Source organism: Arthrobacter sp. CAU 1506 (assembly GCF_005047635.1).
Classification (GTDB): domain Bacteria; phylum Actinomycetota; class Actinomycetes; order Actinomycetales; family Micrococcaceae; genus Crystallibacter.
In genome coordinates, this window is sequence record NZ_SUKC01000020.1 from 38149 (window position 1) to 62304 (window position 24156).

Genomic DNA, 24156 nt, shown 5'->3' on the forward strand with positions numbered 1-24156 from the left:
GCCCTAGGCGTAGTTCCTTCTGAGGTTCTGAACAGCGTGGCGTGATGTAAGGGCGGGCACCTCCGGTATCGATATGGGTCACTACACTCATCTCGATGCCAGGAGGCCCTCGTGTCTTACTCATGCCAACGCCGACCTGATAAACAAGGCTCGGGATAACTCGCCCACCCTAGTCATCGAGCAGGGTTGGGCGCTGCGCCGGCCGCTGAACGTTTCCAGTTCTCGCCAGCCACCGCGAAGAAATGGGTGTGTCCGGTACCGACCCCGCGGGGAGGACGGCATAGCCGATGTGTCGTCCCGGCCGCGCCGGAGCCCGAACCGCACACCAATCCGACCCGAACGGCGGATCCCGGCGAAGCGATTCAACCGTCGTTGGGGACGCACCGCATCGCTGACACGGCCCACTGCATCTGGCCCGATCGACACTGAGAAAAGTCCTGGCCAGATACCGGATACCCCAACTCGCCTGCCTGGACCAGGGGACCGGCCTGCCAATGAAAACCATGCCTTGACCTGCACAAACAGCACATTCGCTGGCAGTCGGGAGTTTTTGCATCTTCTGCAAATCCTCTTGCTCGCCCATAACCGTGAGTATGTCCGGACAGGTGTCTCGAGGGAGCAGCCTCTAACGGGACATTCACGTGCCTTGGTGCAACATGGATTCCATTGCGCTCGGCCATTCAAAGCCATGCATAAGTCCTCGCTCATCCATGTCGCGGTGGCGGACCGGCTTACGCGACAGAGTTTGAAACATGCACGAGCGCCAGTGCTTCCGGATGCCGGATGCCGAGTCCGGTCCGGGCTCGGCTGCCGGTGGTATCGGACGGAGCACCGGGGAGCACCGACAGGATAGTGCCGGTGTTTTTGGTGGACGCAGCCGCCTCCTACGGCGCTGTCAGGCGCCTTTCGAAGCGCCGCCAAGTCTTTTGGGGAGGGGAAGGGCGCGTGCCTTCCTTAGGCGGTTCTCGGGTCTTCCGCTCGTACGTCATTCCGTATGGGACTTCGGGGCTCACGGCGACGGTATAGGCATGGTGGCCGTGTCGGGTGATCAGTACTCCGTGTATTCCGCCTGACATGGCGAAGGATCGGACTTCCTCATGGGCGGTGTCCAGCTGCTCTTGGAGAGCGCTCCAGCATGTTTCGGCAGCAGGTTCGAGGGTGATTACGTGCACTCCGTGGGCCATGGAACGTCTTTCCGTTTCTATGATCCCGAGGCGACCGTCCCGGTTTTAACGGGGCTGATGTGTCTGGTCCCAGACCGCTTGGATGTTGGTGAACTCGTGCACGCCCAGGTAGGAAAGTTCGCGCCCGAAACCGCTCTTCTTAACACCTCCAATAGGGATGCGCGGGTCTGAGACAGAGGGGCCGTTGATGAATACGCCGCCGGCATCGATCTGGCGGGCCATTTGCCTTGCCTTGGTGTTGTCTTTCGTCCAGATGGCTGCGCTGAGGCCGAATTCGGAGTTGTTTGCCTTAGCCAGTGCGTCCTCGGTGTCTTCGGCGAGGATGACTGTGGCAACGGGACCAAAGACCTCTTCCTGGAAGACTGCCATGGACTCTGTGACGCCGGCTAAGACGGTGGGTGCGTAGAAGGAGCCGGGGCGGGGAAGCCTGTGACCGCCGGTGAGGAGTTCGGCGCCTTCCTCGACGGCGCGTCTGACCTGGTTGTCGACCTCGAGCAGGGCTTCCTCTTTAGCCATCGGCCCGATGAAAGTGTCCGGATCCCTAGGGTCGCCGATTTTGAAGCTTTCGACGTGGCGGGTGAGTTTTGCGGTGAACTCGGCGTAGACGGCGCGTTCAACGATGATCCTCTTGGCAGAGATACAGACTTGACCGGCGTTCGTCATGCGGCCTGTGGCTGCAGCCTGGGCAGCGCTGTCCAGGTCGGCGTCTGCCAGAACGATGAACGGATCGGAGCCGCCGAGTTCGAGGATGACTTTCTTCAGCGCCCGGCCGGCCTCGGCGGCGACGCTCTGTCCGGCCAAGGTGCCCCCGGTTAGGGCGACTCCGGTGATGGCTGGATGGTGGATGATGCCGGGTATCTGGTCTCGGTCGCAGTTCAACACCGCGAAGGCGCCTTCCGGTAGGCCGGCCTCTTCCCAGAGTGCTTCGAGTTTCAGCGCGCAGCCGACGACGTTGGTGGCTGGTTTGAGGAGGTAACCGTTGCCGCCCAGCATGATCGGCACGGCACCCCGAAGTATCTGCCAGAGCGGGAAGTTCCACGGCATGATGGCCAGCACGGTTCCGGTCGGCAGGTACGAGATGTAGGCCTCGGGACCGATGGTCGTGGACTGGTCACCGAGCATGGCGGGTCCGTTTTCGGCGTACCAGTCGAGCATGTCGGCACATTTGTTCACCTCTGCCCGTGCCTGCGTCACCGGCTTTCCCATCTCGGCGGTGATAACTCCGGCAAGGTTGTCTGTGTCGCGGCGCAGGAACTGCGCAAGTCGACGGAAAACTGCAACTCGCTTTGTCGGAGTCGTGTTCCTCCATACTGTGAAACCCTGTACCGCCGACTTCACTACATCCGAAATACCCGGTGCGTCCAAGTACGGGTAAGTGGCGATGTTTTCCCCGGTGGCGGGGTTGGTCGACTTCGCAACCGCAATGTCGATGGTGCTCAATGTTTTCCTCTTTTTCGTGAGCAACGGAAGGCCTCCTGGCGCAGGAGCCACCGGTCGCTACTTCTTAGGGGGCTCGAGCCCCGCGGGGCCCGGTATCAGTGCGGGTGTTTCAATCCGTGCCTGCGGCCGCCTCAGCGACTGTATTGCCGCGGGTATAAACGTGCTCGCCTCCGAGGAAGACTTCTTCAACGCTGATGCTGGTCAGGTCTTCCGGGTCGGTGCTGAGCGGGTCCCGGTCAAGGGCGATGAGGTCGGCCAGTTTGCCCGGTTCCAACGAGCCTCGGGTGTTTTCCTCCCCGAGTGCTTGGGCACCGCCCAAGGTGTGCATGCGCAGAGCCTCATGGATGGAAAGGGCCTGCTCGGAAGTGAGGGTGTGGCCATGGAACGTCCGGCGCATAACCGCGCTGGCGATGCTGAGGAAGGGGTTGGTTTGTCCGATTTCCGAACCGACCCATACATCGGAACTGCCCGAAATCGGCCAGCCGTCGTTGAGCATTGTTCGGAAGGGGAACTGCAGGTCGCGGGCATAAGCGCCCACATAGGCGGGGACGAATTCTCCGAAGTTGTAGATGAACACCGGTTGCGGCACGGGCACGATCCTGGCGTCGGACCAGGCGCGGGAGAGCGTGGGGTAGTCGGGGACGAAGTTGCCGGCGTGTTCGATCCTGATGCGGGGCCCGTCCGGATGTTCATCAGCGATTCCGGCCAGCGCCTGACAGACCTCCATTTGGGCGCGGTCGCCGTTGGCGTGGATGGCCAACTGCAGTCCGGCGGCTTGGGTGCGGCGGGCGAGTTCGATGATCTGGTCCGTGGACAGGGCCAACTCCCCGCAGTTGTGGCCGTCCAGGGCGTAGGGCCGGGTCAGGGCCGCACGGGCTGCGGAGTAGCCGCCGTCGGAAAATGCTTTGACTCCCTGGATCTTCAGCACCGATGCGTCTGAACGAAAGTTTGTCCAGGTGTGGTGTGTGCAGGCTTCGTCTAGGGAGACCGTGCCCGGGGTCCACAAGTAGACATGGATCCGCGCGGCTATGCGACCTTCGGCCAAGGCATCGTCGTAGATTTCGAGGCCTTCGCGGGACTCGGAAATTTCTCCGATGGTGGTCACGCCATGGGCGGTGAACAGATCCCGGATGCCTGATTCGATTGCCTCGCGGGACTGTGCGGCTGAAAGGGCGGGGAAGGGCAGCAGTTTGTCCATTTCGGTGACGATGCCGTTGGGTCGGCCGTCAGCATAGCGCAGGACGGAGGGCTTTCCGGTGATGCTGTATTCGACGGCTTCATAGGAATCGTCGATGCCGCTCAGTTCCAGGGCTCGGCTGTTGAGAATGCTCAGGTGACCTCCGGCACGGACGGCAATTGCGATGTCAGTGCTGACGCTGTCGAGTTCGTCCCGGGTGGGAAAACGGCGCTCGGCCAGTTTCTGGTCGAAGAACAGGTTTGCCTGGGCCACCAGCCAGCCCTCGCGTGCCTGGGGGAGGCTGTCCCGCAGGGTCTGCAGCACCGCGTCGATATCCGGGCAGCCGGGTGCGCGGACATCGACCATCTGGTAGCTGGCCTTGGCTGCCACCTCCGCGTGGGCATGTGGGTCGACGAAGCCGGGCATGAGGGTGCGCTCGGGCATGTCCAGGACAGTAGTGCGGTCCCCGATCCAGGTACCGGCTTCGGCGGCCGGGATGACCGCTTGGATAAGGCCGTCGCGGATGCATACTGCGGCCGGGCCGTCGGGTTCGCCGGTGCCGAGGGTGATGACACGGCCGGCCCGGATGACCGTGTCTGCCGGTCCGGTTGGCCCTGTTCCGCGGTTCACTGCTGTCCTGCCCGCGGGACGCTAAGCACGGTGGCTCCGGCGTGCGCGAAGTTGGCCAGGTCGGCAACCGATGCTTGTCCTGCCTCCGAGGCCATCGAAGCGTCGGCCTCCTCCTTTGACGCGTAGGTCAGGCGGGCGATGACGTAGTATCCGTTGGCTTCCTTTTCCGCCACCTTGCCCCAAGTGAAATCCTGCAGCAGGGGCAGTTGCCGGACCAGCGGAATGTGCGTGGTGGTGTAGTGCCGGTCAAAAATGTCCAGGTCCTCGGGCCGGTTGTAGAGGACAAACAGGTCATACATAGGGATGCGCTCCTTGGGAGAGATTAGTTCCGGATGTGGGCCGCATAGCCGCCCTTGCCCAGCGGGCGCAAGATGAAGCGTGCGCCCAGCCAGTAGATAAGTCCGGAGATGACGACGGCAGGTATGGTCGCGGTGGTGAACTGGAACGGTGCCCTGGATATGTAGGTGACGGGGTCCAGCAGGTAAAGATAGGTCGCGACTCCTGCGGCAAACGCGATGAAGGCTGCCGGGTTGACCCCGCCCCAGTAGTAGTAGCGTGAAGTCGCCGTTGTATCGAACAGCGACTTGACGTCGTAGTGCTGGCGGCGCAGGAAGAAATAGTCCGCGATCTGGATGCCGCAGATCGGTGCGAAGCCGATCCCCAGAAAGGCAAGGAACGTGCCGAAGCTGTTGAAGACGCTGTCGGCGAAGAACCCGGCCAGGATCAGGGCGGGGAGGGCACTGACCCAGGTGGAAAAAACCCATGAGCTGTTGCGGATGACCGGCAGTTGCCGGACGGCGACGGTCGCTGCGTAGACGCCGACAACAGCGGTGCCGATGTTGGCAAGCACGATGAAGGCCAGCGCGAGGATGCCGAAGACCGGGCCGCCGATTTCGACCAGGAATTGGGTGGGGTCGCCTCCGGAGTCAGGGAGCAGCAGTCCGCCGTACAGTCCGGTGAGCGAGCCGACCCCGACGGCCAGGCCGAGGCCGAACACGACCGGCCAGAGAGACTTCCGTGCGCTGGGGGAGTTTCGGACCATCGCCCCCGTGTAGGCCCACCAGGACAGGTTGGAAGCGATCAGCACTTCCATTGCGCTGGCCCAGTTGACTTTGGGGTCTTCGGCGGGGGCGACCGCGGGTGCGGCCAGCAGGGTGTCCAGACCGGCGCTGTTGATCAGAAGGCCCATGATGACGAAGGCGAGGATAAGCACGGCGATGGCGATGAACTGGCTGAAGTTTCGAACAGCTGCTGATCCCTTGCGCAGCAGGAGCAGTACCACCAGAACGGCGATGGCGCCGGAGGCTCCGACCGACCAGCCCGGCAGATGCAGACCGAAAGCGCCGCCGATGGACACCATCGCCCGTCCGAGCAGCACGAAGAGGTATACGTTCCAACCAAGGGTGGCCAGGTAGATCAGTACGACGGCCAGCAGGGAGCCTCGGGTGCCCAGTTGCGGCACCGACCCGGAAACGGCGTCGATGCCGTACTTGGCGCTGATTGGCAGGCAAGCCAGGACGATGAACAGGATGCCGATCAGGGATCCTGCCAGTACCGCAAGGGTGCCCTGGCCGGCGGGCAGATAATAGGCGGCAAAGCCGCCGATGATGAAACACCAGGTGGCGATGGCCGTGGACACTGAGGTCGAGAAGACGGCGAAAGGCCCCCAGGTACGCTGGGACTTCAACTGGGGCCAACCGTTTTCGACGGCTTGGGAATCAACGGCGGACGGCACGCTGGTGGTGTTCTTCAGGCTCATAGCAGGCCTCCGATGAGGATCAGGACAACGGGCATGGCGACGGTAGCCAGCAGCAGCAGGACGTAGTCCCGGACCAGCAGCGGATCCCCTTGGTTTTCGGGCTGTTCGATGGCCTCGATGAGTTCGGCCAGCTCAAGGCTGCCTGCATCTGCCGGGCTTGGGGTGGCCGTCACCGGAGGACTTCCTGGCGGGCGCGGTCGACCTGCGGGATGACCTGGGAGCCAATGAGTTCCAGAGACTTCATGATGTTCTCGTGTCCCATGCCGTCGATACGCAGCAGGACCTCGTCCACGCCCATGGCCTCGAGGCGCTCGATACGCTCGATGAAGTCCTGCGGGGTGCCGATCATGACCGAGGGCGTGTAGTCGCATAGCCAGTCCAGGTCGTCGCCGTGCTCGATCAGTTGATCCAGCGTGTCCAGGTATTCGTAGGCGGGGTTCTTCGACAGTGGGATGTAGAGGTCCAGGATGAACTTGAAGTACCGCAATGCGATGTCGCGGGCAATGGCGCGGGCTTCTTCGCGGGTTTCGGCACAGTATGCGGTGGCCACATAGAGTCCGCGGTAGTCGTTCGGCGCCTTGACCGATGAGTGGTCGGCCGTGTCAAAGGCGGTGCGGTAAGCGTCAAGGCATTCCTGGAGGTAGTCGAATCCGAAGTAGTTCTCGAACGAGATGGCCCCGATACCCCTCCGGCCGGCGTTGGTGTGGGTTTGGACGCTGGAAGCTGCGACGGACATGGGCGGGTGCGGGCCCGTGATGGGCTTGGGCACCACTTCAACCGGTGGGATCTGCCAAACGGGACCGTTGTGTTCGAGTTTGTCGTCGGTCATGGCCTTGATGAGCACGTCCATGGAGTCTTCCCATTGCGCGCGGGTGTCCTTGGGGTCAACGCCGAAAGCGCCGAGAGTGGTCAGGTTGTTCGAACGCGCGGTACAGATCTCCGCCCGCCCGCCCGAGACGATGTCCAGGGTTGCCAGCCGTTCGGCTACGAGGATGGGATGGTTCCATTTGAGCATTACCGAAGCCATGGTCCGCAGCTTGATGTTGTTGGTCCGCATGGCGATGGCGGAGTAGAGCACTTCCGGTGCCGCTACCGAAAAGTTTGGCGGGCTGAAGTGCTGTTCGGATGTGCCCCAGGTCGAAAAGCCGAGTCGGTCGGCCAAAGATACCTCCTCGATCAGCTGGTGATACCGCTCGGAGACGGTTGTGCCTGCCAGGTCGCCTTCCTGCAAAAGACCGATACGCATAGTTCCTCCTATTTAGGAAATGGGTGGGTGGGACAAAACGGGGACAAAACGGGTGGGAAGCTGTGAAGACGCCGCGGCGGCCGGCGGCTTCAGTGACGGTGCTGTCTTGTAGTGTGACTCTTATGCAACTGCTCGCCGATCCTGTCAGCTCTGAGGGAACAGTGGACTCCGGCCGTGCTGCTTCCGGGCATTCTGAAGCGCCGCGGATCCTGCGCTCCGATCAGGAAGCCGGCGAACTGTCCCGCTTGGACCTGGACCTGATTGAGCAGCTTCAGCTCGACGGCCGGGTGCCTTATGCTGCGTTGGCCCGCCAAGTTGGGGTCACGGAGAAGACGGTCCGCCGACGGGTGTCGCATCTGCTGGAGGAAAACTACATCCAGATCTCGGCCGTGACGGACCCGGCACTGCTTGGTTTTAGGGCGATGGCCATTGTGCTGCTGAGCGTCGATGGTACCCGCAGCCCCGCGGAACTGGCCGGTCAACTCGCGCTCCTGCCGGAGGTTGACTACGTCACGGTGACGACCGGGCCCTTCGCGGTGCAGGCCGAAGTCATTTGCGTGGACGGCAAGGAACTGCATGATGTCGTCTCTGACAAAATCCGCAGGCTGTCGGGAGTACGCGAAGTCGAGGTCCTTCCCTATCTGCGCCTGCATTACCAAGAAGCCAGGTTTTCCGGAGTCCGGGTCGACGACGGCCGCACCGGAGTCCGGCCCCGCGCTCTGGACGACACGGACCGGGTGATCATCGCCCGCTTGGCGGGGAACGGACGCGCGTCCTTCCGTCAGCTGTCGGCCGAACTGGACGTGTCCGAGACTATGGTCCGCCAGCGTTACGCGCGGCTCGTGGATTCCGGTGCCGTGCGTGTGATGTGCATTGTCAATCCATTGCGGCTCGGCTTCCGGTCCACCTGTTGGGTTGGTCTGAAGCTGGATCAAGGCGCTAAAGCCGTGGAAGTAGCCGAATCGCTCACGCAACTGCCCGTGGTCTCGTACGTGGCGATCACTGCGGGCCGGTTCGACGTTCTCGCCGAAGTGGTTACCTCGGACGGGGAAGCACTGCTCAAGGTGTTGGACGACCAGATCCGGTCTCTGGACGGTGTGCGAAGCTTGGACACGTGGCTGTATCTGGACCTGCATTACAAGGCGCTTCAGCCGCGCCAAGGGCCGGGGCCAGCTCATGCCAGGGACATCCAGACAGTCTGAGTTTCCAGATACTTTTCCAGCCCCTCCGGGCCACAGTCCTTGCCGAACCCTGAGCTCTTGAATCCACCGAATGGCGCCGCGGCGTTGTAATCGGCGTAAGTGTTGACCCAGACCGTTCCTGCCTGCAGCCGCTGCGCCACAGTGTGAGCCTTGCGGACATCATTGGTCCAGACTCCGGCGGTCAGCCCGTACTTACCGGAGTTGGCACGCGGCATCAGCTCCTCGACGGAGTCGAAAGGCTGGATCACCAGAACCGGACCGAAGATCTCCTCTGCCACTACTGCGTCGCTGTCGGCGGGGCCGACAACGGCAGTGGGCTCCAGAAAATAGCCGCCGTCCTTGGGCCGGGAACCGCCGAAGGCGACCTTAGCTCCCGTGCCGGATACCGTATTCAAGTAGCCTTCGACCTTCTCCCGATGCACGGCCGAGGACAGCGGGCCCATAGTAGTGGTCCTGTCCAGTCCGTGGCCGAGAACCAGTGCATCAGCGTGTTCCTTCACCGCGGCGAGCACATCATCCACAGCGCTCCGCTCGACCATGAGACGGGATCCACTGAAGCAAACCTGCCCGGAATAGAAGTACGCCGTGGTGGCCGCATACGTCGCCGCCTTGGCGATGTCGGCGTCCGCGAAGATGATGTGCGGGTTCTTTCCACCGAGTTCCAGTGAGATGTGCTTTAAGGACCGGCCGGCCTCAGCGCCCAAGTGGCGGCCCGTTGCCTCCGAACCGGTGAATGAGATCTTGGAAACCTGAGGGTGGGAGACCAGCGCCTGCCCGGTCGCCGCACCCGTGCCAGTGACGACATTGACGGTTCCCGCCGGCAGCCCGGCCTCGACGGCGAGTTGGGCCAGGCGCAGCGAAGACAGGGAAGTGAGTTCGGAAGGTTTGAGCACGACGGTATTGCCGGCGGCCAAGGCCGGGGCGAGCTTGATTGCAGCCTGACAAAGGGGAAAATTCCAAGGGGTAATTGCCGCTACCACACCCAGCGGGATTTTACGTGTATAGACATGTGAATTTGGGGTGGAGACGGGCACTGTAGCGCCTTGTATTTTGGTAGGCCAGCCGGCGTAGTAGCGGAACTGTTCCACCGCTAGCGGGACATCCACGCTCTCTACATAGGTAACTGGTTTGCCCCCTTCAAGCGCGTCGTACTGGGCTAGTTCGAGGGCGTTTTCTTCGATCAGGTCTGCTAAACGGTGCAGCAGTTCTTCGCGGCGCGCCGGCAGCATGCTGCCCCATTCTCCTTCGAAGGCTGTTGCAGCCGATTCAACAGCCCGGTCAACAGTTTTCGCATCAGTCTCGGCGATCTTGGTGATAACCCGGCCCGTGGCCGGGTCCACGGTATCGATCGTTGATCCATCGGTGGAAATTTCCGTTCCGCCGATGAAAGCACCGTGTTCGGCGGAGGCGAACGAAGCCGCCTGGGGCAGCATCAGGGATTCAGCTACTGCAGTCATGGGTGTGTACTCCTATCGAAAAGAATCTCCGGGATTTGAGGCGAGGCAAACAGAGGGCGCAGACGGCAGGAACGCCTCAGGGAAGGTATCGGCACCGGCAGGGCCGCTTGGGGTTTTCAGACAGCGGGTGAAGCGAGCATCTGGCGACGGTGGTACACGATCGGACGTCGGTCCTCTGCGTGCTCTATGCCGCAGATGCGGCCGACGACAATGGTGTGGTCCCCGCCCGGCAAAAGGTCCGAGACCACGCAGTCCAAAACTATGGCGGCACCGGCAAGCAGGGGCTGCCCTGATTCGCTGAACGTCCAATCGGTGTCATCGAACTTTTGCGGTCCCTTCTTTGCGAAAGCCAAAGCCGTCTCCTGTTGCCCCTCAGCGGTGATGTGGATCAGGAAGCTTCGACCCAGGCTGAGGGCTGAAAGGGTGTCCGATGCTGCGTCCAGACAGACAAGGACCAGCGGCGGCGTCATGGAAAGCGAACTCACTGCGGACACCGTGGCCCCGTGGGGAGTCCCGTCCCAAGCGACAGTGGTCACGATCGACACGGCCGCGGGCAAGTCCGCCATAGCTGCGCGGAACGCGTCCTGATCCACCAGATTCTCGTGAGGTACGTCACTGTTGATAGTCATGAGAGGTACAGTATCCTCACTCTTGGGGGGGGTTCAAGACCGGAATTCAAATATTTCAGAATCTTTGAGACCGTAATTCGCACAGTGAGGATGGATGACTGCCCGTCGAAGGGTCTACCGGTCAGGATTCAGTGTGGCTTCGTTTTTCCGAATCGACGTCATCGAGACGGATGCCGGCGAGCAGCGTGCTGTCCGGTTCGTCGCTGAGCATCCCGCCGTGCAGTTGATAATCATCCACCGGGCCTTGCGAGACTTCTCTGCCCCGGGGTCCGGATTCAGTACGGGGGGTGTCCCTATTCTGTTCGTCAAGGGGTCAGGCTGCCTTGAGCTGGGGTGTTTCGTGGAGGGTCATGTCGCGGAGCTGAGAAGAGGACATCGCAGCGGCGTCTGGCTAGAGCGATCAGGGCTTGGTTGTGGTGTTTCCCCTCGGCGCCTTTCCGGTCGTAGTAGGCGCGTGAAGCCGGGTCCTTTAGCGCCGCGGCAGCGGAGAGGAACAAGTCGCGTTTGAGGACTTTGTTTCCCTTCTTCGACGGCTGGTTGCCGCGGATCGAGGTGCCCGATCTCCAGGTCACCGGCGCGAGTCCAGAGTAGGAGGCCAAATGTTCTGCCGAGGCGAATTCCTTGCCGACGATATCGGTGATGATCCGTGCTTCCGTCCTGACGCCGACCGCCGGCATGGATGTCAGGACGAGGTGAAGAGGGTGGGCCTTCACGAATTCTTCCACCCGGGCTAACATCTGGGTGCGCGAAGTACGCAGCTGCACCAGTTGAACCATCAACTGTTGGCTGGATGGTTCACACGGCACCCTGGGCCAGGACTTGAGGAAGCCTCCGCGCGAATCCGACGACTCAAGCGTAGAGGCTCCCGACTCTCCACGTTGGTGAGCCGGTCATGCCACCGGCTCTCGTTCGCTGCTTCCCTCAGCCGTCCTCGCTCGTTCGGCGGGATCGTTCACCCGGATCGCGCGTCCGCTGGCGCGGCCGGCTGTTGGGACCAGCGCCTTCTTCGCGGGCCCGCGCCGATAACCGTGAATATGTCACCGGAAGCAGAGCTAGGACAAGTTCCCAGTCGGCGCAGAGGCAAGCCCAGTACTAGGGATATTCACAAGGGTGGCGGGTTGGCCTAGACTGAGGCGCACCTGACGAGTTCCACCATTTAGACATCGAATCAAGTCGCCTTCTGGGCGATGGTCAAGGGTGTTCAGCGCTGAGGTGGAAACTGACGAAAGAGCTGACACCTGCCATGAAGTTATCGTCCTTCAACTCCCTTCCGGCTAACGAGGCGGCCGCAGTGCTGCGCCCGTGCGTGGACAATTCCCGATGGGTGGCGGAGCTGGTTGATGCCCGCCCATTCGGCGATAAGGAGCAGCTGCTGGCCGCGGCCGAAGCGGCGGCGGAGCCTTGGAGCGAAGCCGAGATCGACGCGGCGCTGGCCCGGCATCCGCGCATCGGCGAACGGGCTGAGGGGAACAGCGCCGAAGCCGGCCTGTCCCGCGGTGAACAGGCCGGGGTGTCACGTGATGCCGTCGCTCAGGCGGAATTGCGCCGGCTGAACCTCGCCTATGAAGAAAAGTTCGGGCGCGTCTTCCTGATCCGCGCGGCAGGGCGCAGCACCGAAGACATCCTCAAGCAGCTCACCAGCCGGCTGGACAATACGCCGGAGGAGGAGATCGCCGTCGTGGGACAACAACTGCGCGAGATCGCCCTGCTGCGGCTGGACGGAGCGATCGAGCCGTGAACACCAGCCACATCACCACCCACATTCTGGACACCGGCACCGGGAAGCCAGCGTCCGGCGTCAAAGCCGTGCTGAAGGCTCAGACGGCGTCCGGCTGGCAGGAAGTCGCCGCCGGCCGTACCGACAGTGACGGCCGGATCAGGAACCTCGGCCCGGAGGCAGCCGGCCCCGGCGTCTATCGGATCAGGTTCGAGACAGGCCCCTACTTCGCGGCGGCAGGAGTGGAGACGTTTTTTCCGTCCGTCGACGTGACCTTCGAGGTCAAGGATCCGGCCCAGCACTACCACGTACCGCTTCTGATCAGTCCATTTGCTTACTCAACCTACCGAGGGAGCTAGCCAGGATGAGCACAGCCGCCAACGCCAGAGCGTCCACCCGCGTGGTCCTGGGGCCGAACCAGTACGGCAAGGCGGAAGTCCGGCTGGTCAAAGTCACCCGGGACATCGACCGGCACCACATCCAGGACCTCAACATCACGTCCCAGCTGCACGGCGACTTCGAGCAGACCCACGTCGCCGGCGACAACTCGCACGTGGTCGCCACGGACACCCAAAAGAACACCGTCTACGCCCTGGCTCGGAGCGGGGTAGGAGCCCCCGAGGAATTCCTGCTCCGGCTGGGCCGCTATTTCACCGGCCGGTTCGACTGGGTCACCGGAGGACGTTGGGAAGCAGAGCAGTACTTGTGGGACCGGATTAACAACCATGACCACGCCTTCGTCCGCAATAAGAGCGAGGTGCGCACCGCCGTCGTCGGCCTCTCCCAGACCGGGACCACGGTGCTTGCCGGTCTCCAGGGCCTGACGGTGCTCAAGTCCACCGGCAGCGAGTTCCGCGGTTTCCCGCGGGACAGATACACCACGCTGCAGGAAACCACCGACCGGATCCTGGCCACCGACGTCACCGCGCGCTGGCGATACCGGACCACGGAGGCGGACTTCGACGCGGTCTACGCCAGTGTCCGGTCGCTGCTGCTGAAGGGCTTCGCCGAGACTCATTCGCTGGCCCTGCAGCAGACCATGTTCCAGATGGGGCGGCTGGTGTTGGAGGCGCATCCGGAGATCGAGGAGATCAGGATGTCGCTGCCCAACAAGCACAACTTCGCGGTGGATCTGCAGCCGTTCGGCATGGAGAACCCGAACGAGGTGTTCTTCGCCGCGGACCGGCCCTACGGGCTGATCGAAGCAGCGATCCAGCGCGAAGGGAGCCCGGCTAACCACGAGATATGGGCCAACCTGCCCGGATTCTGCTAGCCGACGGCGGCCGGCAGCCCAGGACCGATCCCTCAGGGAGGAGCACGATGACCATCGAGATAACGGACCAGCCGCCCGTGGCCGGCGCCGAGAAGATCCTCACGCCGGAGGCCTTGGACTTCATCGAGGAGCTGCACCGCAGGTTCGCCAGCACCCGGAACAAGCTGCTGGCCGACCGCGCCGAGCACCGCCGCGCCGCATCCCAGACGGGCAAGCTGGATTTCCTGCCGGAGACCGAACACATCCGCACCGGCGACTGGAGCGTGGCGCCGGCACCGGCGGCCTTGCAGGACCGCAGGGTGGAGATGACCGGGCCGGCGACGCCGGCCAAGATGGCGATCAACGCGCTGAACTCGGGGGCCAAGGTCTGGCTGGCGGATCTGGAAGATGCCTGCGCGCCGACCTGGCCCAACGTGATTGATGCCCAGCTCAACCTTTACGGCGACGCCCGGGGCGAGCTGTCGCACACCTCCGCCGAGGGCAAGGAGTACAGGCTGCGCACCGACGCGCCGCAGGCCACCGTGGTGGTCCGACCGCGCGGCTGGCACCTGCCGGAAAAGCACCTCATGCTCGACGGCGGCCCCGCCATCGGCGCGCTGGTGGACTTCGGTCTGCACTTCTTCCACAACGCGGCCCACCTGGCTTCCACCGGCCAGGGCCCGTTCTACTACCTGCCCAAGATGGAGAGCCATCTGGAGGCGCGGCTCTGGAACGAGGTGTTCAACGTGGCGCAGGACGCCCTGGGCATCCCGCGCGGGACGGTGCGGGCCACGGTGCTGATCGAGACCATCCCTGCGGCGTTCCAAATGGAGGAAATCCTCTTTGAGCTGCGCGAGCATGCCTCTGGCCTGAACGCCGGCCGCTGGGACTACCTGTTCAGCATCATCAAGTACTTCCGCGACGCGGGCGCGGACTTTGTGCTGCCGGACCGCGCGAGTGTGTCGATGACGGCGCCGTTCATGCGCGCCTACACCGAGCTGCTGGTCAAGACCTGCCACCGGCGGGGCGCCTTCGCGATGGGCGGGATGGCCGCGTTCATCCCCAACCGGCGCGAACCGGAGATCACGGCCCGGGCGGTGGAGAAGGTCCGCGCGGACAAGACCCGCGAGGCCCGCGACGGCTTCGACGGCTCCTGGGTGGCCCATCCGGACCTGGTGCCGATTTGCCAGGAAGTGTTCGACGACGTGCTGGGGGACAGGCCGAACCAGCTGGACCGGCTGCGCGACGACGTGCAGGTCACCCCGAAGCAGCTGCTGGACATTCCGTCGGCCGGCGGCGAGGTCACCGAGGCCGGCCTGCGGCTGAACCTGTACGTGGCGGTGGCCTACACCGCCGTTTGGCTTTCCGGCAACGGCGCGGTGGCCATCCACAACCTGATGGAGGACGCCGCCACCGCCGAGATCTCGCGCTCGCAGATCTGGCAGCAGCTGCACAACAAGGTGCTGCTGGCCGATACCGGAAACACGGTCACCGCCGAACTGGTGGACCAGATCCTGGCCGAGGAAACCGAACGCCTGCGCGGGGAAGTGGATCCGGTGGAGTTTGAACGCCACTACCTGCCGGCCAGTAGGCTGATCGGCGAACTGGCCACCGGTGCGCAGTTCGTGGACTTCCTGACCCTGCCGGCCTATGAGCTGGTGACCTGATGGCCCGCCGCCTGGCCTTGGAAGCCGATGCCCTGGCCTGGATCGACGCTGAGCTCGCTGCGACCGATAACCTTCTCGCGACGCATTATCCGGGCGAAGCCGTGGGCCGCCAGCCCGTTCACACCGTGTATATTCCGGCTGGCGCATACGTCCCGGAGCTGCCGGCCCGCTGGAGTGCCGAGGCGCTCGCGGTGGCGAAGGCCCACGGTGGGCTGGAGCAGCTGGCGGTCTTTCTGGACCTGGCCGACCCGGCACAGCTGGCCGAGCTCGTCCGGCGCAAGCTGGAGACGGAACCGATCGAAGACCTGCGGGTGGATTTCGAGGACGGCTACCGCAAGCACGACGACGACGAAGAAGACGCCGCGGCGGAACGCGCCGGCGAACTGGTGGCTGAGACGGTTGCAGCGGGGACGGCGCCCCCGTTCATAGGCGTCCGGTTCAAGAGTCTGGAGGCGGCTTCCCGCGCCCGCGGACTGCGCACGCTGGATCTGTTCCTCGGGTCGTTGACCGAACACGCCGGCGGACGAGGCCTACCCGACGGACTGGTGCTCACGCTGCCCAAGGTCAGCACCGTGGACCAGGTCCGGGCCATGGTTTACGTGTGCGAGAAGCTGGAGCGGGCGCACGGCCTCGCATCCGGGCGGCTGCGCTTCGAAGTCCAGGTGGAGATGCCGCAGCTAATCCTCGCCGCCAACGGAACCGCGCCGGTGGCCCGGCTGATCCACGAGGGTTCTGGGCGGGTGGCCGGCCTGCACTACGGAACCTACGACTACAGCGCCTCACTGGGCATCGCTGCCGGCTACCAGTCGATGGAGCACCCGGCGGCCGACCATGCCAAGAACGTAATGCAGGTTGCCGCGGCGGGCACCGGCGTGCGCCTGTCCGACGGCTCGGCGAACATCCTGCCGGTTGGCGACCCCGGAAACGTCAGGGCGGCCTGGGCGCTCCACGCCAGGCTGGTCCGCCGGCACCTGGAACGCGGCATCTACCAAGGCTGGGACCTGCACCCGGCGCAGCTGCCCACCCGATTCCTGGCCACCTATGCCTTCTACCGGGACGGATTGGAGGCCGCTGCCACCCGGCTGAGGAACTATGTGCACGGGACGGCGGGCACCGTCCTTGATGAACCCGCCACCGCTCGCGCCCTCGCCCGTTTCATCGACCGCGCGTTGACCTGTGGCGCGGTGGAGGAAGCCGAGTTCATCCAACTGGCGGGCGTTCCGGTGGTGCAGCTCCGCTCGCTGGCCTATCCGCCCAGATCCGCCGGGGCGGAGGGAACACCATGAACACCCCGCACTACTACGCGAATCCGGCCGGGCTGCCGCCGCAAACCGACCTGCTCACCGACCGGGCCATCGTGACCGAGGCCTACACGGTGATTCCGCGCGGCGTGCTCCGCGACATTGTCACCAGCGTGCTGCCCGGCTGGGCCGGCACACGCTGCTGGGTGCTCAACCGGCCGGTTCCGGGAGGCGCCAGCACGTTCGCGCAGTACCTGATGGAGGTGGACCCCGGCGGAGGAGCGGAGCGGCCGGAAGAGCAGCCGACCGTGCAAGGTTTCATCTTCACGGTCCGCGGCGAACTGTCCGTGACCATCGACGGCGACCAGCGCCAGCTGCTCCCGGGCGGATTTGCCTATGCGCCGGCGGGCGCCCGTTGGACGGTCAGGAACGACGGCGATGCGCCCGCGCAATTCCACTGGATCCGCAAGGCCTACCAGCCGCTGGAGGACCACAGCGCCAAGCCGGTGTTCGGCAACGAGCAGGACATCGAGCCCGTGCCGATGCCGGATACGCAGAACCGGTGGCGCACTACCCGGATGCTGCCCGTCGACGACCTGGCCTACGACATGCACGTCAACGTGGTCACGTTCGAGCCGGGCGCGTCGATCCCGTTCGCGGAAACGCACGTGATGGAACACGGCCTGTACGTGCTCGAAGGCAAGGGCGTGTACCGGCTGAACAGCGACTGGGTGGAGGTGCAGGAGGGCGACTACCTGTCGCTGCGGGCCTTCTGCCCGCAGGCTTGCTACGCAGGCGGACCGTCCAATTTCCGCTACCTGCTGTACAAGGACGTCAACCGGCAGATCATGCTCTAGGCCGGAGTGCGGACGGAATTCGAGACAGGAGCAGGCCAGTTGACCGACAAGCTGACCGACGCCGAGGAAGCCTACGACCTGGTGGTGCGGGGCGACCGGGTGATGACGCCGGACGGGACCGGGCCGCGGGAAATCGGCGTCCGCGACGGCACGGTGGCGGCCGTTGCGCCCTTAGGTGCCGGGCTGCGGGGCGCCAAAATCCTTGAACTGGAAGCCGACGAGGTGCTGATCCCGGGCCTGGTGGACACACACGTCCACGTCAACGAGCCGGGGCGTACAGAGTGGGAGGGGTTCGCGTCCGCCACCCGGGCCGCGGCGGCCGGGGGAGTGACCACGATCGTGGACATGCCGCTGAACAGCATTCCGCCCACCGTGAGCGTGCCGGCCTTGGAGGAGAAGCGGGCGGTCGCCCTGAACCAGGCCTTTGTGGATGTGGGCTTCTGGGGCGGTGCGGTGCCGGGCAACACCAAGAACCTGCGGCCGCTGCACGAGGCGGGGGTCTTCGGCTTCAAGTGCTTTCTGGTGCACTCCGGCGTGGATGAGTTCCCGCCGTTGAGCCCGGCGGAGCTGGAAAAGGATCTGGCCGAATTGGCAGCCTTCGGCGCGCTGATGCTGGTGCACGCCGAGGACGCCGGGACCATCGACCGGGCCCCGCATCCTGCCGGCAAGACATATGCATCCTTCCTGGCCTCGCGACCGGACAACGCGGAAACCGCGGCGATTGCGGACGTGATCGAACCGGCCCGCAGCACCGGCGCCCGCGTGCACATCCTGCACCTGTCCTCCGCGGACGCGCTGACGGAGATCGCCGAGGCCAAGGCTACAGGTGTCCGGCTGACCGCGGAGACCTGCCCGCACTACCTGACGCTGGCCGCCGAGGACATTCCGGACGGAGCCACCGCCTTCAAATGCTGTCCGCCCGTCCGCGGGGAAGCCAACCGTGAGCTGCTCTGGGACGGCCTGGCCAACGGGACCATCGACTGCATCGTCTCCGACCACTCGCCCAGCACACAGGACCTGAAGGATCTGGCGCACGGCGACTTCGGCACCGCTTGGGGCGGGATCGCTTCGCTGCAGCTGGGCCTGCCGCTGGTCTGGACGGAAGCGCGCCGGCGCGGGATTGCCCTGGAACGGGTGGTGGACTGGATGTCCGCCCGCCCGGCCGCCATCGCGGGCTTGCAGCGCAAGGGCCGTATTGAAGTAGGTGCGGAGGCCGATTTCGCCGTCTTTGCCGACGGGGAGGACTTTGTGGTGGACGCGGCCGCGCTGAAGCACAAGAATCCGGTCTGCCCGTACGACGGCGCAGCCCTCGCCGGGGTCGTCCGGCGCACCTACCTGCGCGGCGTCCCGGTCAACGATGATGTGCCGGGTGGGCGACTGCTGCGGCGCAGCCCAGACTGAGTACCCTGGGACGTCCCGAAGCGACGTGCCCCGCGGGCAGCTGCTGTGGCGCAGCCCGGACTGAGGAGCTCCGCCGCCGAGGACCGGCAGCGCTAGCGGTCGCCACCCAACGCCGGCCACCCAACACCGACAGCCACTCACGGGCCCGCCATCCGCCGCCCGATTCCGGCCAGCGCTGGCTTCCGGCATAGCATCGGATCCGTGAGTAGTGCGGAGCAACCTTGGGCGGGCCACCCGAAAGGCAGCCGAGGTTACCGCAACATGCTGCTGGCCCTGCTGTTCGCCGGCTTCGCCACCTTCGCCCAGCTGTACTCCGTGCAGGCAGTACTGCCCGGCATCGCCCGCAGCTTCACCGTCGGCCCGGCCGATGCAGCGCTCAGCGTCTCCGCCGCCACCATCGGCCTAGCGCTCGCGGTGATTCCCTGGTCGGCGGTAGCGGACCGTGCCGGCCGAAAGCGCACCATGGCATGGGCGATCAGCGCCGCCGTCGCCCTTGGCCTGCTGCTGCCGTTGGCGCCGAACTTCCCCGCCTTGCTGGCGCTGCGCTTCCTGGAGGGTGCAGCGCTCGGTGGGATCCCCGCCGTCGCACTGGTCTATCTGAATGAGGAAGTGCAGCGGCTGCACGCGGCGGTAGCCGCCGGCACCTATGTGGCCGGCACTACCGTGGGCGGCCTGGCCGGGCGCCTCATCGCCGGACCGGTGGGGGAGTGGGCCGGCTGGCGCACAGGCTTGCTGGCGGTCAGCCTCGCGGCCGCGCTCGCCGCGGTGCTCTTCGTCCGGCTGGCTCCGTCCCCGCGCGGATTCCGTCCGCTGCAGCGCGGGCAGGGCCCGGGGCTCGGGCAACGGATCCTGGCCAACCTGCGCTCGGTGCCTTTGCTGGCGCTCTACGCCCAGGGGTTCCTGCTGATGGGCGGCTTCGTGGCCGTGTACAACTATCTGGGCTTCCGGCTGGAAGCGCCGCCGTTCCTGCTGCCCGCGTCGCTGGTTTCACTGCTGTTCCTGGCTTACCTGGCCGGAACGGTGAGTTCCCGGGTGGCCGGTGGGCTGACGGTACGGTCCGGGCGCCTGCCGGTGCTGCTGGGCGGGATCGCGGTCAGCATCGCCGGGCTGGCAGTCACACTAGCCGATTCGCTGCCGCTGATCCTGCTCGGGCTGCTGCTTTTCACCGCCGGATTCTTCGCCGCCCATTCGGTGGCCTCCGGTTGGACCCCGCGGCTCGCCGCGGTGGGTGCGGCCCAGGCCTCAAGCCTCTACAACCTGTTCTACTACGCGGGCTCCAGCCTGTTCGGCTGGGCCGGCGGCCTGTTCTTCGGCCAGTTCGGTTGGACCGGCGTGGTTGGCTTCACCGCTGCGCTCGCCGTCATCGCGGGCACGACGGCGGTGCTCGCCCTGCGTCGGCGCGGCACCGGGGAGTGAGGGCGGCTGGCGGCCGGGGCAGAAGCTCTGGGCGGCCGACCCGAGTGCCCGTGTGACGGACCAGGGCAGCCCGAGGCCTAAGCTGGAAGGCGTGAATCCGGAGAAGACGGCTGCACGGCAGCAGGGACAAGGCCTGAACCGGCGCATCCTTGCGCTCGCCATCCCCGCGTTCGGAGCCTTGATCGCCGAACCGCTGTTCCTCGCAGCCGATTCGGCGATCGTGGGGCACCTCGGCGTGGCGGAACTGGCCGGCATGGGGTTGGCCGCCACCGTGGTGCAGACCGTCGTCGGATTGATGATCTTCCTGGCCTACTCCACCACACCAGCAGTGGCACGGCTGCTGGGCGCGGGCCGACTGGCGGAGGCCTACGGCGTCGGCCGCGACGGCATCTGGCTGGCGCTGGCCGTCGGCATCGTGATGGCCGTGGCCGGCTGGATCTTTGCGCCCGACCTGACCGCCGCGATGGGCGCCACCGGAGCGGTGCAGGACTTCGCCGTGGACTATCTGCGCTGGTCGATGCCTGGCCTGCCCGGCATGCTGATTGTGCTGGCCGCCACCGGCGTGCTGCGCGGGCTGCAGGACACCAAGACCCCGCTGCTGGTGGCCGGCATCGGGTTCCTGGTCAACATCGGCCTGAACTTCCTGCTGGTCTACGGCATGGGCCTTTCAGTGGCCGGTTCGGCGATGGGCACCAGCCTGGTGCAGTGGGGCATGGCGGCGGTCTATCTGGTCATCGTCTACCGCGGCGCGGTCAGATACTCCGTGCCGTTGCGGCCCACCTGGGCCGGGCTGAAGGCCACCACGCACGTGGGCTCCTGGCTGATGCTTCGGACGCTGAGCATGCGGATCGCGTTGCTTGCCACCGTTTTTGTGGCCACTTCGCAGGGCCCGGTCAGCCTGGCCGGGCATCAATTGGTGATGACCATGTACAGCTTCCTGGCCTTTGCGCTGGATGCCATCGCGATCGCTGCCCAGGCCCTGATCGGCAAGGAACTGGGGGCGTCGAACAAGGCGATGGCGCACTCGCTGACCCGGCGGATGATCGTCTGGGGGATCGGGTTCGGTGCGGTGACCGGCCTGCTGCTGGCCGCGGTTGCTCCGGTGCTCGGCTGGGTCTTCACCTCCGACCCGGCCGTGCATCAGGCCTTCACCGCCGCGATCTGGGTGCTGGCTTTGAGCCAGCCGATCTGCGGGTTCGTGTTCGTGCTGGACGGCGTACTGATCGGCGCCGGCGATGCACGGTATCTGGCGATCGCCGGCGTCGTAAATCTGGCCGTGTATGCGCCGCTGCTGGTGTGGGTCGACCGGGCCGGGCTGACCGGAACCGAAGGCCTGCTCTGGCTGTGGGCGGCGTTCGCGCTCGGTTACACGGCGGCGCGCGCCGCGACGCTGGGCTGGCGGGTGCGCAACGATGCGTGGATGATCACCGGGGCGCATTAGGCTGGAAGCCGTGACGATCCCGAGTACTACCCAGGCCGCCGCGTTCTGGCAGCCAGTCCTGTTCCGCGCCCTGGTGGCCGCTGCCTTCGGCGCCATCACCATCTTCTGGCAGGAGCCCGGCCGAACCGTGATGGCCGTGGCCGGCGGACTCTTCCTGCTGCTCAGTGGCGTGGCGGTATGGCTGCTGGCCCGCCAGCCGGCCGCTGCGGCCCACCGCCAGCTGCTGCTCGTGCAAGCCGGCGTATTGGCCGTGACCGGCGTCCTCGCCTGCGTGTTCCAGACCGTGCCGATGTTCACCGTGCTGGCCACCGCGGCGCTGCTGGTCTCCGGCGGTGCAGAGCTGATGCTGGGCTGGAGCAACCGGCCCACCGGTGCGGCGAGCGGCGACCAGGTGAAGGCCCGGCCCGCCGCCGGCGACTCAGCGGCCGCGATGGAACCCGAGGCCGCACCCGGTGCCGGCTCCGTGCTGGCCCGGGACTGGCTGATCACCGGCGCGGTGTCCGTGGGCTTCGGCATTGCCCTGCCGTTCTTCTCGTACCTGGGCCCGCATGCTTTGCTGGGCGTGCTGGGCGGGGCGGCGATCATCATCGCCGTCGTGCTGTTGATCGCCGCGTTGAGCCTGCGGCACGACGCGCGGCAGGCCGCAGCCGGCTGAGCGGCGTCTAGCCGTTGACTAGGATGTCAGGCCTGCCCCGATGTGGCGCCGGACACCGGCACCACCCGGAGAACTTCTACGGCCGGTAGACTGGATGTGGCTTTACCCCGTCAGCAGGAGGAATCATCGTGGGCAAGAACGCGTCTGGGCGTCCGGACGAACGGCGGTTGTCCGTCAAGGGCCCGTTGATCTTTTCGGCGGTGCTGGCCGTCATCGCCGGTTTCCTCACCATGGTTTTCGCCACCGGTGGGTCCGGCAACCTGCTGCGCTGGGACCTCGGCGTGACAGCTGCCGGCATCGCGTTCATCGCCTCCCTGCTGGTGGTGGCCGTGCTGACCATGTCCACCAAGGAGAACCCCAGCCACCTCAGTGAAGGTTCCGGGATCCACCGCGTCTCGTCGAAGATCCCGGGCGGCGCGGGCAGCGTGCCGGCCCCCGGAACGCCGCAGAGCCGGGCCCAGGTGGAAGAGCAGCAGGCAGCGGAAGCCCGCAAGAACCCCGGCCAGGCCTCCAACCATCTTTCCGGTGGCGACGACGACGGCGGCACCGCCCGCTAATTCGCTGGCGTCGGGACGTCCGGGCCCGCCCCGCTGATCCACGGGCGCAGGCTCTGACAAGCTGGCGCCGTGCCGTCCCCGCCTGACAAGCTGGCACTATGACTTCCGGCGACCCTTCCCCGCACCAACCCTTCCCAGCCGACCCCGGCAACACCGCCGCCGCGAACGGCGAGCAGGCCCCGGAAGCGAAAACCACCCTGGCGGCGGAGCTCTGGTACCGCGCCGATCCCGGCGTCTTCAGCGAGGAGCTGCGGAACCGGCTGACCGCCGAATTTCCCGGCGCCACCTTTTCCGACGGCGTGGCCCTGCTGCCGCACGCGGAGCACTCCTTCGACATCAACGGTTCCACCGGTGCCCAGACCGTCCACCTGAGCACCGGGATTGCCGTTCCCGGCGGGAACATGTCCTCCGCTGAAGCGCTGCAAGCGACCCCCACCGACCAAAGCTGGTCCTGGCCGGATGCCGGACGGGAAGTGCCCGGCTGCACGCACCGGATCCTGGTCACTGAAGTGGTGGCCAGCGGCTTCGAACCGAAGCCGCGCGTCGAGTCCTTCCACCGGGTGCTGCGCCTGCTGGCCGAAGCGACCAAGCCGGCCGCCATCCGCTGGCTGCACAACTCGCACTGGCGCGACCCCGGCGAACTCGAGGCGGCCCATCCGCTGGCCGGCCCGGTCAACATGCGGTTCTTCCTGGTCAGCAACGACGAAGGCGCCATGGTGGTGGACAGCTTGGGGATGTACCAGCTGGGCCTGCCGGACGTTCAGGTGCACTTCCGCGACGTCGACCCGAACGTGCTGGTGGAACTCGCCTTCAACGTGGCAGCCTACCTCTACGAGCACGGGCCGGTGATCCAGTCCAAGGCCCAGCTGAACGGCCCCGAGGGAATGAAGTTCACGGCCACGTGGGAGGACTCGCTGCTGCCGCCGCTGCGCACGGTGACAGATCTGGACCCGGGCACGCCGTACTCGGCCGGCAACCGGTAGGCCTGCCGTAAGGGCAGCGGGCGCTTGGCCGGCGAGCCGCGGTTGGCCCGCCGTCGGTCAGGTCGCGTTTGGGCCGCGGGGGGGGTGCCTCTATGGTTTTCGTCAAGCGGCGGTAGCGATCGGTGAACCGTACTGGGTCTGGTAGAGACTCTTTCCTCACCGGAGAATGAATCATGACCAGCGGAATCAAGTACGAACAGGAATTCAAGGACCGTGCCGTGCGCCTGTATATGGAGCGGCGCGCG

Annotated in this window: 21 protein-coding genes and 2 pseudogenes; 14 read left to right on the forward strand and 9 right to left on the reverse strand. The window is 65.4% G+C overall.

Annotation, left to right across the window (positions count from 1 at the left end; all coding sequences use genetic code 11):
* Positions 1–73: 73 nt before the first annotated feature.
* Positions 74–500, forward strand: a pseudogene (locus E4J89_RS19830) (leucine zipper domain-containing protein); the annotation flags it as partial.
* A 729-nt stretch (positions 501–1229) separates the two neighbouring features.
* Here E4J89_RS19830 and E4J89_RS17510 read toward each other — a convergent pair.
* The 6 genes from E4J89_RS17510 to E4J89_RS17530 all read right to left on the reverse strand — a co-directional run bounded on the left by E4J89_RS17510 (position 1230) and on the right by E4J89_RS17530 (position 7436).
* Positions 1230–2624 carry an NAD-dependent succinate-semialdehyde dehydrogenase gene (locus tag E4J89_RS17510; protein WP_136787500.1) on the reverse strand — a complete coding sequence of 465 codons (1395 nt, stop codon included), beginning with the start codon at positions 2622–2624 and terminating at the stop codon, positions 1230–1232.
* A gap of 109 nt (positions 2625–2733) precedes the next feature.
* A complete protein-coding gene (locus tag E4J89_RS17515; protein WP_136787501.1) occupies positions 2734–4431 on the reverse strand; it encodes an amidohydrolase family protein in 1698 nt (565 codons plus the stop codon).
* Positions 4428–4730, reverse strand: a complete 303-nt coding sequence (locus tag E4J89_RS17520; protein WP_136787502.1) for an EthD family reductase — start codon at positions 4728–4730, stop codon at positions 4428–4430. The genes E4J89_RS17515 and E4J89_RS17520 overlap by 4 nt, the downstream gene beginning before the upstream one ends.
* A gap of 23 nt (positions 4731–4753) precedes the next feature.
* Positions 4754–6190: a cytosine permease gene (locus tag E4J89_RS17525; protein ID WP_136787503.1), complete on the reverse strand. Its 1437-nt coding sequence runs from the start codon at positions 6188–6190 to the stop codon at positions 4754–4756.
* On the reverse strand, positions 6187–6363 hold the full coding sequence (locus E4J89_RS19480; RefSeq protein WP_169304057.1) for a hypothetical protein: 177 nt from the start codon (positions 6361–6363) through the stop codon (positions 6187–6189). The genes E4J89_RS17525 and E4J89_RS19480 overlap by 4 nt, the downstream gene beginning before the upstream one ends.
* Positions 6360–7436, reverse strand: coding sequence for an LLM class flavin-dependent oxidoreductase (locus E4J89_RS17530; protein ID WP_136787504.1), 1077 nt, complete (start codon positions 7434–7436; stop codon positions 6360–6362). Before E4J89_RS17530 ends, E4J89_RS19480 begins: the two co-directional genes overlap by 4 nt.
* A 122-nt stretch (positions 7437–7558) precedes the next feature.
* Between E4J89_RS17530 and E4J89_RS17535 the strand changes: the two genes are divergently transcribed.
* Positions 7559–8638: an Lrp/AsnC family transcriptional regulator gene (locus E4J89_RS17535; RefSeq protein ID WP_136787505.1), complete on the forward strand. Its 1080-nt coding sequence runs from the start codon at positions 7559–7561 to the stop codon at positions 8636–8638.
* Here the strand turns inward: E4J89_RS17535 and E4J89_RS17540 are convergent.
* From E4J89_RS17540 to E4J89_RS17550, 3 genes and pseudogenes are all read right to left on the reverse strand, one after another.
* Positions 8611–10095 (reverse strand): aldehyde dehydrogenase family protein, encoded by a 1485-nt coding sequence (locus E4J89_RS17540; protein WP_136787506.1) that lies wholly within the window; start codon positions 10093–10095, stop codon positions 8611–8613. The genes E4J89_RS17535 and E4J89_RS17540 overlap by 28 nt on opposite strands.
* Before the next feature lie 116 nt (positions 10096–10211).
* Positions 10212–10724 (reverse strand): flavin reductase family protein, encoded by a 513-nt coding sequence (locus E4J89_RS17545; protein WP_136787507.1) that lies wholly within the window; start codon positions 10722–10724, stop codon positions 10212–10214.
* A 313-nt stretch (positions 10725–11037) separates the two neighbouring features.
* Positions 11038–11437, reverse strand: a pseudogene (locus E4J89_RS17550) (transposase); the annotation flags it as partial.
* Between the two features lie 530 nt (positions 11438–11967).
* Here E4J89_RS17550 and uraD point away from each other — a divergent pair.
* The 12 genes from uraD to E4J89_RS17610 all read left to right on the forward strand — a co-directional run bounded on the left by uraD (position 11968) and on the right by E4J89_RS17610 (position 23911).
* Positions 11968–12462, forward strand: coding sequence for a 2-oxo-4-hydroxy-4-carboxy-5-ureidoimidazoline decarboxylase (gene uraD / locus E4J89_RS17555; RefSeq protein ID WP_136787508.1), 495 nt, complete (start codon positions 11968–11970; stop codon positions 12460–12462).
* Complete coding sequence (gene uraH / locus E4J89_RS17560; RefSeq protein ID WP_136787509.1) at positions 12459–12800, forward strand: hydroxyisourate hydrolase; 342 nt, start codon at positions 12459–12461, stop codon at positions 12798–12800. Before uraD ends, uraH begins: the two co-directional genes overlap by 4 nt.
* Before the next feature lie 5 nt (positions 12801–12805).
* A complete protein-coding gene (gene pucL, locus E4J89_RS17565) occupies positions 12806–13714 on the forward strand; it encodes a factor-independent urate hydroxylase (protein ID WP_136787510.1) in 909 nt (302 codons plus the stop codon).
* A 47-nt stretch (positions 13715–13761) separates the two neighbouring features.
* Positions 13762–15360 carry a malate synthase A gene (gene aceB, locus E4J89_RS17570; protein ID WP_136787511.1) on the forward strand — a complete coding sequence of 533 codons (1599 nt, stop codon included), beginning with the start codon at positions 13762–13764 and terminating at the stop codon, positions 15358–15360.
* Positions 15360–16646, forward strand: a complete 1287-nt coding sequence (locus E4J89_RS17575; RefSeq protein WP_136787512.1) for an aldolase/citrate lyase family protein — start codon at positions 15360–15362, stop codon at positions 16644–16646. The genes aceB and E4J89_RS17575 overlap by 1 nt, the downstream gene beginning before the upstream one ends.
* On the forward strand, positions 16643–17458 hold the full coding sequence (locus E4J89_RS17580) for a bifunctional allantoicase/(S)-ureidoglycine aminohydrolase (protein ID WP_136787513.1): 816 nt from the start codon (positions 16643–16645) through the stop codon (positions 17456–17458). The genes E4J89_RS17575 and E4J89_RS17580 overlap by 4 nt, the downstream gene beginning before the upstream one ends.
* Positions 17459–17509: 51 nt before the next feature.
* Positions 17510–18859, forward strand: a complete 1350-nt coding sequence (gene allB, locus E4J89_RS17585; RefSeq protein ID WP_136787519.1) for an allantoinase AllB — start codon at positions 17510–17512, stop codon at positions 18857–18859.
* A gap of 192 nt (positions 18860–19051) precedes the next feature.
* Positions 19052–20275: an MFS transporter gene (locus E4J89_RS17590; protein ID WP_136787514.1), complete on the forward strand. Its 1224-nt coding sequence runs from the start codon at positions 19052–19054 to the stop codon at positions 20273–20275.
* A 91-nt stretch (positions 20276–20366) separates the two neighbouring features.
* Positions 20367–21716, forward strand: a complete 1350-nt coding sequence (locus tag E4J89_RS17595) for an MATE family efflux transporter (RefSeq protein ID WP_240691969.1) — start codon at positions 20367–20369, stop codon at positions 21714–21716.
* Positions 21717–21726: 10 nt separating this feature from the next.
* Positions 21727–22371 carry a hypothetical protein gene (locus tag E4J89_RS17600; protein WP_240691970.1) on the forward strand — a complete coding sequence of 215 codons (645 nt, stop codon included), beginning with the start codon at positions 21727–21729 and terminating at the stop codon, positions 22369–22371.
* Positions 22372–22499: 128 nt separating this feature from the next.
* Positions 22500–22928: a hypothetical protein gene (locus E4J89_RS17605; protein WP_205754528.1), complete on the forward strand. Its 429-nt coding sequence runs from the start codon at positions 22500–22502 to the stop codon at positions 22926–22928.
* A gap of 98 nt (positions 22929–23026) precedes the next feature.
* Entirely contained in the window at positions 23027–23911 is an 885-nt protein-coding gene (locus E4J89_RS17610) for a DUF4261 domain-containing protein (protein WP_136787516.1), read from the forward strand.
* Positions 23912–24156: the final 245 nt, after the last annotated feature.

What these genes read in the sequence shown, in the direction of transcription:
- E4J89_RS17520 (WP_136787502.1), bottom strand. Translation starts at nt 4,730, where the DNA reads ATGTATGACCTGTTTGTCCTCTACAACCGGCCCGAGGACCTGGACATT.
- E4J89_RS17525 (WP_136787503.1), bottom strand. Translation starts at nt 6,190, where the DNA reads ATGAGCCTGAAGAACACCACCAGCGTGCCGTCCGCCGTTGATTCCCAA.
- E4J89_RS17530 (WP_136787504.1), bottom strand. Translation starts at nt 7,436, where the DNA reads ATGCGTATCGGTCTTTTGCAGGAAGGCGACCTGGCAGGCACAACCGTC.
- E4J89_RS17535 (WP_136787505.1), top strand. Translation starts at nt 7,559, where the DNA reads ATGCAACTGCTCGCCGATCCTGTCAGCTCTGAGGGAACAGTGGACTCC.
- E4J89_RS17540 (WP_136787506.1), bottom strand. Translation starts at nt 10,095, where the DNA reads ATGACTGCAGTAGCTGAATCCCTGATGCTGCCCCAGGCGGCTTCGTTC.
- E4J89_RS17545 (WP_136787507.1), bottom strand. Translation starts at nt 10,724, where the DNA reads ATGACTATCAACAGTGACGTACCTCACGAGAATCTGGTGGATCAGGAC.
- uraD (WP_136787508.1), top strand. Translation starts at nt 11,968, where the DNA reads ATGAAGTTATCGTCCTTCAACTCCCTTCCGGCTAACGAGGCGGCCGCA.
- pucL (WP_136787510.1), top strand. Translation starts at nt 12,806, where the DNA reads ATGAGCACAGCCGCCAACGCCAGAGCGTCCACCCGCGTGGTCCTGGGG.
- aceB (WP_136787511.1), top strand. Translation starts at nt 13,762, where the DNA reads ATGACCATCGAGATAACGGACCAGCCGCCCGTGGCCGGCGCCGAGAAG.
- E4J89_RS17575 (WP_136787512.1), top strand. Translation starts at nt 15,360, where the DNA reads ATGGCCCGCCGCCTGGCCTTGGAAGCCGATGCCCTGGCCTGGATCGAC.
- E4J89_RS17580 (WP_136787513.1), top strand. Translation starts at nt 16,643, where the DNA reads ATGAACACCCCGCACTACTACGCGAATCCGGCCGGGCTGCCGCCGCAA.
- E4J89_RS17610 (WP_136787516.1), top strand. Translation starts at nt 23,027, where the DNA reads ATGACTTCCGGCGACCCTTCCCCGCACCAACCCTTCCCAGCCGACCCC.